Source organism: Paractinoplanes bogorensis (assembly GCF_018829635.1).
Classification (GTDB): Bacteria; Actinomycetota; Actinomycetes; order Mycobacteriales; family Micromonosporaceae; genus Actinoplanes; species Actinoplanes bogorensis.
On sequence record NZ_JAHKKG010000003.1, the window covers coordinates 304,860 to 319,153 of the forward strand.

At 73.4% G+C, this 14,294-nt stretch carries 1 protein-coding gene (only partly in view); it reads left to right on the plus strand.

From position 1 onward, the window contains the following. A protein-coding gene (locus KOI35_RS10000) for a type I polyketide synthase (protein ID WP_215785854.1) crosses the window boundary here: on the plus strand, positions 1–14,294 show its 5' portion. It continues 12,346 nt past the right edge of the window; only the first 14,294 of its 26,640 coding nucleotides appear in the window; its start codon is at positions 1–3; its stop codon lies beyond the right edge, outside the window.

Below are 14,294 nucleotides of genomic sequence, written 5' to 3' on the forward strand. Positions count from 1 at the left end.
ATGGATACCGAAGACAAACTTCGCGACTATCTCAAGCGGGCGACCGCCGACCTGCGACGGTCGCGGCAGCGGCTGCAGGAGGTCGAGGAGGCGGCGGCCGAACCGATCGCCATCGTCGGCATGGCGTGCCGTTTCCCGGGCGGGGTGCGCAGCCCCGAAGACCTGTGGCAGCTCGTCGCCGACGGACGGCACGGCATCGGGCCGTTCCCGGACGACCGCGGCTGGGACCTGGCCGCCCTCGGCGCCGACCCGTCCGGCACGGCCGGTGGCTTCCTCTACGAGGCGCCCGACTTCGACGCCGACTTCTTCGGCATCTCACCCCGCGAGGCCACCGCCATGGACCCCCAGCAGCGGCTGCTGCTCGAGGTCACGTGGGAGGCCCTCGAGCGCGCGGGCATCGACCCGCACTCGGTCAAGGGCAGTGACACCGGTGTCTTCGCCGGGGCCATGTCGCAGCAGTACCGGGTCGATCCGGAGGAGGCCGAGGGCTTCTCGCTGACCGGTAACGCGAACAGCGTGCTCTCCGGCCGGCTCGCCTACACGCTGGGCACCGTGGGCCCGGCCGTCACGGTCGACACGGCCTGCTCGTCGTCGCTGGTCACTCTGCACCTGGCAGCACATTCCCTCCGTACGGGGGAAAGCCGGCTCGCGCTGGCCGGCGGCGTCACCGTGATGTCCAGCCCGGTCACGTTCTCGGAGATGGGCCGTCAGGGCGGTCTCGCGGCCGACGGCTTCTGCCGCGCCTTCGCGGACGACGCCAACGGCACCGGCTGGGCCGAGGGCGTCGGCATGCTCGTGCTGGAGAAGCTGTCCGACGCCCGCCGCAACGGGCACACCGTGCTGGCCGTGGTGCGCGGCAGCGCCATCAACTCGGACGGCGCCTCGAACGGGCTGACCGCCCCGAACGGCCCGTCCCAGCGCCGGGTCATCGAGCAGGCACTGATCAACGCCCGCCTGTCCAGCGACCAGATCGACGTGGTCGACGCGCACGGCACCGGCACCACACTGGGTGACCCGATCGAGGCCCAGGCACTGCTTTCCACATACGGGGTGTCGCGGCCGGCCGATCGTCCGCTGCTGCTCGGTTCGATCAAGTCGAACATCGGGCACACCCAGTCGGCGGCCGGTGTCGCCGGGATCATCAAGATGGTCATGGCGATCCGGGCCGGGATCGTGCCCAGGACGCTGCACGCGTCGCAGCCGTCGACCAAGGTGGACTGGTCGGCCGGCGCGGTGAAGCTCGTGCAGGAGACGATGGACTGGCCGTCGACCGGGGCTCCGCGTCGTGCGGCCGTCTCGTCGTTCGGTATCAGCGGCACCAACGCGCACGCCGTCATCGAGCAGGCCCCGGCTCTCGAGGACGCGACCGCTCCCGCCACTCCGTCCGCTCCCGCCGCCGCTCCGTCCGCTTCGGCCGGCCCGGCGCCCGTTCTGCTCTCCGGGCGCACGCGCGAGGCGTTGAGCGCGCAGGCACAAGCGCTCACGGATCGGTCCCACGATTCTCTCGCGGACCTCGCCCTCTCGCTGGCCACCACCCGCTCGTCCTTCGAGCACCGCGCCGCTATCGTCGCGAGCGACCTCGACCAGCTGCGTGCCGGTCTGGACGCGCTCGCCTCCTCCTCTCCCGCAGCCGGGCTCGTGACGGGTTCCGTCCGCCCGCGTGGCAAGCACGCCTTCCTCTTCACCGGACAGGGCGCCCAGCGGCTCGAGATGGGCCGTTCGCTGGCGGCGCGCTTCCCGGTATTCGCCTCGGGGCTCGACGCCGCGATCGCCGAGCTCGACCCACATCTCGAGCGGCCCCTGCGCGACGTCATGTGGGGCTCCGACGACACCGGCCTGCGTTCCACGGCGTACGCGCAACCGGCTCTTTTCGCCGTTGAAGTTGCTCTGTTCCGCCTGGCCGAATCGTGGGGGCTCAAGCCCGACTTCCTCGCCGGTCACTCGATCGGCGAGATCGCGGCCGCCCATGTCGCCGGTGTCTTCTCGCTGCCCGACGCGGCCCGGCTGGTCGCCGCGCGCGGCCGGCTCATGCAGGCGCTGCCGGCCGGTGGCGCGATGGTCGCGGTGCAGGGTTCGCCGTCTTCGGTGGAGCTGACGCCGGGCGTCTCGATCGCGGCCGTGAACGGGCCGCGCTCGTTCGTGTTCTCCGGGGTCGAGGACGAGGTGCTGGCGGTCGCCGCTCAGTTCGAGAAGACCAAGCGCCTCAACGTCTCGCACGCCTTCCACTCGTCGCTCATGGAGCCGATGCTCGACGAGTTCCGGGCGGTCGTCGCGGCCCTCGACGCGCAGCCGCCGCTGATCCCGATCGTCTCGACGGTCACCGGCGAACAAGCCACGGTCGAACAGCTCACCTCGGCCGACTACTGGGCCGGCCAGGTGCGGCAGCCGGTCGACTTCGCCGGAGCCGTCGGCTGGCTGGCCGAGCACGGCGTGGGCGTCTTCACCGAGCTCGGTCCGGACGCCGCCCTCACCCCGATGGTCGCCGAGTCGGCCCCCGACGCCACTGCCGTCGCCCTGCTGCGCGCCGGTCAGGATGAGGTGGCCACCAGCGCCACCGGACTCGCGCGCCTGCATGTCATCGGTGTCCCGGTGCGCTGGACCGACTGGTTCTCCGGCGCCCGCCGGGTCGACCTGCCGACGTACCCGTTCCAGCACCGCCGTTTCTGGCCGCGCTCGCCCCAGTCGTTCGGCGCCGACCCGCACGCCGACCACCCGCTGCTGGCCTCGGTCATCTCGCTCGCCGACTCGGACGGCGTGCTGCTGACCGGCCGGCTCTCGCTCGCGACGCACCCGTGGCTGGCCGACCACACCATCCACGGCACGGTTCCGCTGCCCGGCACCGCGGTGCTGGAACTGGCCATGCGCGCCGCCGAGGAGGCCGGCTGCGACCGGGTCGACGAGCTGACGCTGTCGGCCCCGATCGTGCTGCCCGCCACCGGCGCGGTGCAGGTGCAGCTGTGGATCGGCCGCCCGGACACGACTGGTCGCCGATCGGTGACGGTCTATTCGCGGCCGGACACCGAGGACGACCACCCGTGGCTGACCAACGCCACCGGTTCCGTCGCGGCCGGATCCTCCGCGGCCGGCTCTTCCGCGGCCGGCTTTCCGTGGCCGCCCTCCGGCGAGCCGGTCGACCTGACCGGCTTCTACGACAACCTCGCCGCCGCCGGATTCGGTTACGGCCCGGTCTTCCAGGGCCTGCGGGCGGCCTGGCGGTCCGGCGCCGACGTCTACGCCGAGGTGGCCCTGCCCGACGGCGCCGACGTGACCGGCTACGGCATCCACCCGGCGCTACTCGACGCGGTGCTGCACACGTCGGCGCTGATGGACTTCGGGGGCGGCCTGCCGTTCTCGTGGGAGGGCGTGTCGCTGCACGCCACCGGCGCGACCTCGGTGCGCGTCAAGGCGTCACCGATCGGCGAGACCGCGATGGCGATCAACGTCGTCGACCCGGCCGGCGAACCCGTGGCGTCGATCGATTCGCTCACGTTGCGCGCACCGGCCGAGCGCTCAGCGTCGGACGACGTGCGCGACTCACTGTTCGGCCTCGACTGGGTCCCGGTCGTCCCGGCCGCCGAGGCACCGGCGTCCGAGTTCCACGGCTCGCTTGGCGAGGTGATTCCGCCATACGTTCTCTACCCGGTCGCCGAGGGGGAGCCGCGCGCGGTCGTCGCGTCGCTGCTCGCAGTGGCCCAGGAGTGGATGGCCGACGAACGCTTCGCCGAGTCCTGCCTCGTCCTCGTCACCGACGGCGGGCTGGCGGGGGCGGCGGTCGGTGGGCTCATCCGGTCGGCGCAGGCCGAGAATCCGGGTCGGTTCGGGCTGATCGAGGCCGACACTCCGGCGCTCGTGCCCGCTGCCCTGGCGGCGCTCGCGGGCGGCGAACCGCGCGTTCGGGTGCGCGACGGCGAGATCCAGGCCCCGCGGCTCGCGCGGGTCGTCCCGGCCGGGAACGCAGCGGAGTTCGCCTCGTGGAACGATGACGACGTCGTGCTGATCACCGGTGGCACGGGTGGGCTGGGCGCGCTGCTCGCACGGCATCTGGCGGAGCATGGCGTCCGGGAACTCGTTCTGCTCAGCCGGCGCGGCACCGCCGACCCGGAGCTGCTCGCCGAGCTGGAGACGGCCGGTGCGGTGGCGCGCGTCGTGGCCTGCGACGCCACCGACCGGGATGCGCTGGCCGAGGTCTTCGCCGCGAACCGGATCACCGCCGTGGTGCACGCGGCCGGCGTTCTGGACGACGGAGTGCTCGCATCGCTCACTCCCGAGCGTCTGGACGCGGTGCTCGCGCCCAAGACGACGGGCGCCTGGAACCTGCACGAGCTTGCGCGGGAAGTGCGCGTTTTCGCGCTCTTCTCGTCCGCTGCGGGCGTTTTCGGCAACCCCGGACAGGGCAGCTACGCGGCCGGAAACGCCTACTTGGACGCCCTCGCTCAATACCGCCGCGACCTCGGCCTGCCCGCGGTCTCGATGGCGTGGGGCGCGTGGGAGACCGACGGCATGGCCGGTGACGAGCTGGCCGAGCGCCTGCGCCGGTCGGGCATGCCGCCGCTGACCGCCGACCAGGGGCTGGCGCTGTTCGACGCCGCGCTGACCGGCCCGGCGCTCGTGGTGCCGGTGCCGCTCGACCTGGCCGTCATGCGCGGCCTGCCCGAGGTGCCGCCGCTGCTGCGCGGTCTGGTGCGCACGCGCAACCGCCGCACCGCCGCCGGATCCGAGCGCGCCACCGGCCTCACCCGCCGCCTCGCCGGCCTGGACGAGACCGGTCGTTTCGAGGTCGTGCTCGACCTGCTGCGCGGCCAGGTCGCCGCCGTGCTCGGCCACGACGACGGCGCCGGCATCGACGCCGACCGCCAGTTCAAGGACCTCGGCTTCGACTCGCTGACCGCGGTCGACCTGCGCAACAACCTGTCCACGGTGACCGGGCTGCGGCTGCCCGCGACGCTCGTCTTCGACCACCCGACGCTGCGCGCGCTCACCACCTTTGTGCTCGGCGAACTGGTCGGCGCGGACGCGGGCGCCGTCGAGATCGTGACCGCCGCGGCCGACGACGACCCGATCGTCATCGTCGGCATGGGCTGCCGCTACCCGGGCGGCGTCGGCAACCCGGACGACCTGTGGAAGCTCGTCGAGGAGGGCCGCGACGCCATCTCCGGCCTGCCCGTCAACCGCGGCTGGGACCTCGAACGGCTCTACCACCCCGACCCCGACCACCCCGGCACGGCCTATGTGCGGTCGGGCGGTTACATGCACGACGCGGGCGAGTTCGACCCCGCGTTCTTCGGCATGTCGCCCCGCGAAGCCACGGCCACCGACGCGCAGCAGCGCCTGCTGCTCGAAACCGTGTGGGAGGCCGTCGAGCACGCCGGCATCGACCCGGTGTCGCTCCGGGGCAGCCAGACCGGCGTCTTCGCGGGCGTCATGTACAACGACTACGGCTCGGGGCTGCAGACCGACTCCGAGGGCATGCAGGGCAGCGGCACCTCGCCCAGCATCGTGAGCGGCCGGGTGTCGTACACGCTGGGTCTCGAGGGCCCGGCCGTCACCATCGACACCGCCTGCTCGTCGTCGCTCGTCGCCATGCACTGGGCCATGCAGGCCCTGCGCGCCGGTGAGTGCTCGCTCGCGCTCGCCGGTGGCGTCACGGTCATGTCGACGCCGCTCGCGCTCATCGAGTTCTCCCGGCAGCGCGGCCTCGCCCCCGACGGCCGCTCCAAGGCGTTCGCCGACGCGGCCGACGGCGTGAGCTGGTCCGAGGGCGTCGGCGTGGTCGTGCTCGAGCGCATGTCGGACGCCGTCCGCCACGGTCACCAGGTGCTTGCGGTCGTCCGCAGCAGCGCGGTCAACCAGGACGGCGCGTCCAACGGCCTGATGGCCCCGAACGGTCCGGCCCAGCAGCGGGTCATCCGGCGCGCGCTGGCCGCCGGCGGCCTCACGCCGAGCGACGTCGACGTGGTCGAGGCGCACGGCACCGGCACGTCGCTCGGTGACCCGATCGAGGCGCAGGCGCTGCTCGCCACGTATGGCCAGGACCGGGACGTGCCGCTGCTGCTCGGCTCGGTGAAGTCGAACATCGGCCACACCCAGGCCGCCGCCGGTGTCGCCGGCATCATCAAGATGGTTCAGGCCATGCGGCACGGCGTGGTGCCGAAGTCGCTGCACATCGACCAGCCGTCGACCCACGTGGACTGGACGGCGGGCGACATCGAGCTGCTCACCGCGGCCCGCGAGTGGCCGTCGGGCGCCGGACCGCGTCGTGCGGCCGTCTCGTCGTTCGGCATCAGCGGCACGAACGCGCACGTGATCCTGGAGCAGCCCGCGCTGCCGGCGCCCGCATCCGTAGAGCGCACCGAGAGCGGACCACTGCTCGTCTCGGGCCGCACCCCGGCCGCCCTGCGTGACCAGGCCGCGCGCCTGCGGGCGGCGCTGGAGGGCCAGGAGCTGGCCGACGTCGCCTTCTCGCTGGCCACCACCCGCTCCGCGTTCGAGCGCCGGGCCGCGATCGTCGCCGACGACCGCGAATCGGCCCTGGCCGCACTCACCGCGCTGGCCACCGGCGTTCCCAACCCGGCCGTCATCGAGGACGAGGCCGGCGGCACCGGCCGGATCGCCGCCCTGTTCACCGGTCAGGGCTCCCAGCGTGCGGGCATGGGCGCTGAACTGCACGCGCGGTTCCCGGTCTTCGCCGCGGCTTACGACGAGGTCACCGCGCTGCTGGAGATCGGTGGAGACCTCGACCGGACCGGCAACGCGCAGCCCGCCATCTTCGCGTTCGAGGTCGCGCTCTACCGCCTGGCCGAGTCGTTCGGCCTGCGGCCCGCGCAGCTCGCCGGTCACTCCATCGGCGAGATCGCCGCGGCCCACGTCGCCGGCGTGCTCTCGCTGGCCGACGCGGCCACGCTTGTCGCCGCGCGCGGCCGCCTCATGCAGGCCCTGCCGGTCGGCGGCGCGATGATCGCGGTGCAGGCCACGCCGGACGATATTGCTTTGACGCCTGGCGTCTCGATCGCGGCGATCAACGGCCCGCGCTCGATCGTGCTGTCCGGCCTCGAGGACGAGGTCGTCGCGCTGGCCGCCGGGTTCGAGAAGACCAAGCGCCTCAACGTGTCGCACGCGTTCCACTCGGTGCTGATGGAGCCGATGCTCGACGACTTCCGCGCGGTGGTCGAGGGCCTCACGTTCCACGAGCCGCGGATCCCCGTCGTGGCGGCGGGCGACGTGACGACGCCCGACTACTGGGTCAACCACGTGCGCGATGCCGTTCGGTTCGCCGACACGGTGACCAAGCTGCACGAGAGCGGCATCGGGACGTACGTGGAGATCGGTCCCGACGGCGTGCTCTCGGCCATGGTGCAGGACGTGCTCGGCGACGACGCCGTGGCCGTGCCGCTGCAGCGGGCCAAGCGGACCGAGCGCCAGGCCCTCACGTCGGCCCTGTCCCGCCTGTGGGCGCGCGGCGCGACGGTCGACTGGACGGCCTGGTTCGCGGGCACCGGGGCACAGACCACAAGCCTTCCCACGTACGCCTTCCAGCACTCGTTCTTCTGGCCGGTGGGCACGATCGCCCCCGCCGGAGCACGGGGCGGGGCGGCCGAGGACGAGTTCTGGAGCCTCGTCGAGAGCGGCGGCCTGGCCGAGGCCCTGCACCTCGACGACGAGCTGGCGGCCGTGCTGCGTCCCGCCCTCACGTCGTGGCGCGCGAGCAACCAGCGCAGCAAGCAGGCCGACGCGTGGCGATACCGCACGGCCTGGGCGCCGTTGCGGGTGGCCGACAGCCCCATCTTCGGCGGCACGTGGCTGGTGCTGTCCACCGAGGCCACCGACGCCGGCCTGGCCGAGGGGCTGCGCGACACGCTCACCACCTATGGCGCGACCGTCGAGCACGTCGTGCTGGACGAGACCTGCACCGACCCGGCCGTGCTGGCCGAGCGGCTGCCCGAGGGCGTCAGCGCGGTCGTGTCGCTGGTCGCCCTGGACGAGCGCCCGCACCCGATGATCTCCGTCGGCCTGGCCCTCACCGTGGCCCTGGCCCGCATCCTCGAAGCTCCGCAGTGGACGGTCACCCGCGGCGCGGTCACGACCGGCCCCGGCGACACCGCGATCAGCCCGGCCCAGGCCGCGATCTGGGGCCTCGGCCGCGTGCTGGCCCTGGAGAAGCCGCAGCAGTGGGCCGGCCTGATCGACCTGCCGGCCGGCGACGACGCGATCGGCAAGCTGGTCGGCGTGCTCGGCGGCCGCACCGGCGAGGACCAGGTGGCCGTCCGCGACACCGGGCTGCTCGGCCGGCGCGTGGTGCGCCGCCCGATCGACGCCCCGGCCACCCCGTTCGCCGCGCGCGGCACGATCCTGGTCACCGGCGGCACGGGTGGCATCGGCGCCGCCACCGCCCGCTGGCTCCTCGAGCGCGGCGCGGACAAGGTCGTGCTCACCAGCCGCCGTGGACCGGATGCCCCGGGCGCCGACGCGCTGCGCGCCGAGCTGGGCGACCGCGCCGAGCTGGTGGCCTGCGACGCCGCCGACCGGGACTCCCTCGAAGCTGTGCTGGCGGCCATCGGCGACGACCTGACCGGTGTCGTGCACGCCGCCGGCGCGGGCCAGAACACGTCGCTCGAAGAGACGAGCAACGAGGAGTTCGCCGCGCTGCTGGCGGCCAAGGCGTACGGCGCGGCCCACCTCGACGCGCTGCTGGGCGACCGCGAGCTCGACCTGTTCGTGCTGGTCGGCTCCATCGCCGGTGGCTGGGGCGGTGGCGGCCAGACCGCGTACGCGGCCGGGAACGCCTTCCTCGACGGGCTGGCCGAGCAGCGCCGCGCCCGCGGCCTGACGGCCACCACGATCTCGTGGGGACCGTGGGCCGAGGTCGGCATGGCCACCGACGAGGCCATCGCGGCCAGCTTCGCCCGGCGCGGCCTGCGGATGCTCGACCCCGCGGCGGCCATGGACGAGCTCAACCGCGCGATCGTGCAGGGCGACGTCACGGTCACCGTGGCCGACGTCGACTGGGACCGCTACCACCCGCTGTTCACCTCGGTGCGCCCGAGCCCGCTCTTCGCCGACCTGCCGGACGTGCGTGCGCTGGCCCGCAGCGCCCGCGAGACCACCGAGCAGGGCGCCGAGTTCGCCCGCGGGCTGCGCGAGATGAGCGAGGATGCGCGCCGGCGCGCGCTGCTCGACCTGGTGCGCGGGCAGGCCGCGGCCGTGCTCGGGCACAGCAGCGTCGACGAGGTGGGCGCGCAGCTGGCGTTCCGTGACCTCGGCTTCGACTCGCTCACCGCGGTCGAACTGCGCAAGGCACTGAGCGATGCCACCGGTGTCGAGCTGAGCGCCACGCTCGTCTTCGACTACCCGACGCCGCAGGTGCTGGCCGAACACCTCGAGTCCGAGCTGCTGGGCGTGGGCGCGGCGGCCGTCACCGCGGTGCGTGAGGACGGCGCCGACGGCGAACCGATCGCCATCATCGGCATGGCCTGCCGGTTCCCGGGCGGCGCGAGCTCGCCCGAGGAGTTCTTCGCGATGATCCGGGACGGCGTCGACGCCATCACCGAGTTCCCGGCCGACCGCGGCTGGAACGTGGCCGCCCTCTACGACGCCGACCCCGACCGGTCCGGCGCCACCTACTCCCTGGCCGGCGGCTTCCTGGCCGACGCGGGCGACTTCGACCCGGCGTTCTTCGGCATCTCGCCCCGCGAGGCGCTCGGCATGGACCCGCAGCAGCGGCTCCTGCTGGAGACGTCGTGGGAGGCCGCCGAGCGGGCCGGCATCGACCCGTCGACCCTGCGCGGCAGCCGTACCGGCGTCTTCATCGGATCCTCGTACGCGGAATACGGCGGCGACTCCGACGGCGGCGAGGGCTACCAGGTCACCGGCACGATCCCGAGCGTCATCTCGGGCCGGTTGTCCTACGTGCTCGGCCTCGAGGGCCCGGCGCTGACCGTCGACACCGCCTGCTCGTCCTCGCTCGTGTCGATGCACATCGCGTGCCAGTCGCTGCGATCCGGCGAGAGCACCCTGGCCCTGGCCGGCGGCGCGACGATCATGCCGAACCCGAAGCCGCTCATCGCGTTCAGCCGCCAGCGGGCCTTGGCCCAGGACGGCCGCTGCAAGGCGTTCAGCGACTCGGCCGACGGCATGACGGTCGCCGAGGGCATCGGCATGCTGGTGCTCGAACGGCTGTCCGACGCGCAGCGCAACGGGCACGAGGTGCTCGCGGTCATCCGCGGCAGCGCGGTCAACCAGGACGGCGCGTCCAACGGGCTCACCGCCCCCAACGGGCCATCCCAGCAGCGCGTCATCATGCAGGCGCTGGCCAACGCCGGTCTCGCCCCGAGCGACATCGACGCCGTCGACGCCCACGGCACTGGCACCGCCCTCGGTGACCCGATCGAAGCCCAGGCGCTGCTGGCTACGTACGGAAGGGAAAGGGAACCGGATCGGCCCCTCTATCTCGGCTCGGTCAAGTCGAACATCGGCCACACCCAGTCGGCCGCGGGTGTCGCCAGCGTCATCAAGATGGTGATGGCGCTGCGGCAGAACGTCATGCCGCGCACCCTGCACGTCGAGACGCCGACCACGCACGTGGACTGGAGCTCGGGCACGGTGGCCCTGCTGGCCGACCAGCGCGACTGGGTCACCGGCGACCGGCCGCGGCGCTGCGGTGTCTCCGCCTTCGGCATCAGCGGCACCAACGCGCACGCCCTGCTCGAAGAGGCGCCGGCGCACTCGGCGAAGCAAGCACCGGCCGACGGCCCGGCGCCGTGGATTGTCTCGGCCCGCACCCCGGCCGCGCTGACCGCGCAGATCGCCAACCTGGCCGCAGTGGAGACTGCGCACCCGGTCGATGTCGCGCACTCGCTGGCCACCACCCGTACGCTCTTCGACCACCGCGCGGTCGTCGTCGGCGGCGAGACGGCCACCGGCGTCGCCGACCTGGCCGGCCGCATCACGTTCGTCTTCCCCGGCCAGGGCACCGCCTGGGCCGGGATGGGCGCGCAGCTGATGGACGAGTCGCCGGTGTTCGCCGCGCGGATCGCCGAATGCGCCGCCGCGCTCGCCCCGCACACCGACTGGTCGCTGATCGACGTGCTGCGTCAGGCCCCCGGCGCGCCCGGCCTCGACCGGGTCGACGTGGTGCAGCCCGCCTCGTGGGCCGTCATGGTCTCGCTGGCCGAGCTGTGGAAGAGCCTCGGCGTCGTCCCGGACGCGGTGGTCGGCCACTCCCAGGGCGAGATCGCGGCCGCCGCCGTCAGTGGCGCACTGTCGCTGGCCGACGCCGCTCATGTGGTCGCCCGGCGCAGCCAGGTGATCGGCCGGGTCATGTCCGGCCGGGGCGGCATCGCCTCGATCGCCCTGCCCGCGGCCGAGATCCTGGAGCGGATCGCCGAGTACGACGGCCAGGTCTCCCTGGCCGCCGACAACGGGCCCCTCGCCGTGGCCGTCTCGGGTGAGACCGCCGCGCTGGACGACCTGTGCGCCAAGCTGACCGACGAGGGCGTACGGGTCCGCCGGATCAAGGTGGACTACGCCTCGCACTCGGCGCTGGTCGAGGAACTGCACGAGGAGCTGCTGCCCGAGCTGGCCGGCATCACCCCGCGCGTACCGGAGATCCCGTTCCGGTCGACCGTCACCGGCGACTGGGTGACCGAGCCGATCACCGGGCCCGACTACTGGTACAACAACCTGCGCCAGACCGTACGGCTGCGCGACGCCGTCACCACCCTGCTCGACGAGGGCCACCGCGCGTTCGTCGAGGTCTCGTCACACCCCGTGCTCGCGGTCGGCCTCGAGGACACGATTGCCGATGCGGGCGTACGGGCCGTGGTCGTCGGCAGTGTCCGCCGCGATCTCGGCACCCTGCAGCGGCTGCTGCTCTCGGCCGGCGAGCTGTTCGTCCGCGGCCTCCCGGTCGACTTCGGCTCGCTGTTCACCGGCGGCCGGACGATCGACCTTCCCACGTACGCCTTCCAGCACGAGCACTACTGGGCCATGCCCGCCGCCCCGGCCGCTCCCGGCGAGGGCGGCGACGACGCCGAGTTCTGGGCCGCGGTCGAGGACGCCGACGTGGACGCGCTGAGCGCCCGCCTCGACGTCGACGGCGCTTCGCTCGCGGCCGTGCTGCCCGCGCTGGCCAACTGGCGCAAGCAGAAGAAGGACCGCTCCACCACCGACTCGTGGCGTTACCGGCCGGGCTGGAAGCCGATCGGCACCCTGCCGATGGCCGCCCTCAGTGGCACCTGGCTGCTGGTCACCACCGACGCGATCGACGACACCGACGTGGCCGCCGCGATCACCGGTCACGGCGCCTCGATCGAGCGTCTGGTGCTTTCCGACCTCGACCGCGCCTCCATCGTGATTCCGGACGGCCTCGCGGGCATCGTGTCGGTGCTGGCCGCCGACGCGCGCCCGGTCGAGGGTCTGCCGGCCACGTCGCTCGGCCTCGGCCTCAGCCTGGCGCTGGCCCAAGCGGTCACCGACCAGGAGGTCACCGCGCCGGTCTGGACGATCACCCGCGGCGCCGCCGCCACCGGCCGGGCCGACCGCATCACCGACCCGACCCAGGCCGAGGTCGCCGGCCTCGCGTGGTCGGCCGCCCTGGAGGCGCCGTCACGCTGGGGCGGCGTCATCGACCTGCCCGCCGAGCTCGACCAGCGCGCCGCACAGCGCCTGGCCGCCCTTCTGACCGGCGGCACCGGCGAGGACCAGCTGGCCATCCGAGCCTCCGGCGCCCTGGCCCGGCGGCTCAACCGGGCTCCGGCCGGGCCCGAGCGGTCCCGCGAGTGGACGTTCGCCGGCACCACGCTCATCACCGGCGGCACCGGCACCCTCGGCCCGCACATCGCCGGCTGGGCCGCCCACCACGGCGCCGAGCACATCGTGCTGGTCAGCCGCAGCGGGATGGACGCGCCCGGCGCCGAGCAGATCGTCGAACAGATCTCGGCGCTCGGCGCGCACATCGAGATCCGCTCGTGCGACATCACGGACAAGGACGCCCTCTCGGCCCTGCTCGGCACGCTCACCGACGTCCGTACGGTCGTGCACACCGCCGCCGTGATCGAGCTGGCCATGGTCGCCGGCACCAACGCCGAGCAGTTCGACCGGGTGCTGCACGCCAAGACGGTCGGCGCCCGCAACCTCGACGAGCTGCTCGGCGCCGAGGTCGAGACGTTCGTGATGTACTCGTCGATCTCCGGCGCCTGGGGCAGCGGCAACCACTCCTCCTACGTGGCCGCCAACGCCTACCTCAACGCCCTGGCGCACGAGCGGCGGGCCCGCGGGCTGCACGCCACCGCCGTCTCGTGGGGCATCTGGGCCGACGACCTCGGCCTGGGCCGGGTCGACCCGGAGCAGATCCGCAACAGCGGCCTGGTCTTCATGAACGCCCGCCTGTCGCTGGACGCCATGCGCCAGGCCGTCGAGACCGACGAGACCGAACTGGTCGTGGCCGACATCGACTGGTCGCGCTACCACCCGGTGTTCACCGCGGCCCGGCCGTCGACGTTCTTCGACGACGTGCCCGAGGTGGGGCAGCTGGCCGAGGCGGCCGCCGCCGTGGTCACCGACGACGGATTCGCCGGGCGCCTGCTGGCCCAGCCGCCGGCCGAACGGGACCGGGTGCTGCTCGACCTCGTCCGCACCACCGCCGCCCAGGTGCTCGGCCACTCCGGCAGCGACGCGCTCAGCGAGCACACCGCGTTCCGGGACGTCGGCTTCGACTCGCTGACCGCGGTCGACCTGCGTAACCGCCTGATCGCCGCCACCGGTCTCACGTTGCCCACCACGATGGTCTTCGACCACCCGAGCCCGCTCGCGCTGGCCGCGTTCCTGCGCTCGCAGATCGAGGGCTCGGACTCGGGCGTCGCCGGACCGGTCGTCACGGCCGCCTCGCTCGACGACGACCCGATCGTCATCATCGGCATGGGCTGCCGCTATCCCGGCGGCGTCACCTCGCCCGACGAGCTGTGGGACCTGGTCTCCGGCGGCGTCGACGCCATCTCACCGTTCCCGGCCGACCGCGGCTGGGACGCCGACCTGCTGTTCAACGACGACCCGGATGCGGCCGGTGCCACCTACTCGGTGCAGGGCGGCTTCCTGCGCGGGGTGGCCGACTTCGACCCCGGCTTCTTCGGCATCAGCCCGCGCGAGGCCCTCGCGATGGACCCGCAGCAGCGCCTGCTGCTCGAGACCACCTGGGAGACCATCGAGCGGGCCGGGATCGACCCGCGCACGCTGCGCGGCAGCCTCACCGGCGCGTTCATCGGCGCCAGCTACCAGGACTACTCGAACGCCCAGGCCGGGTC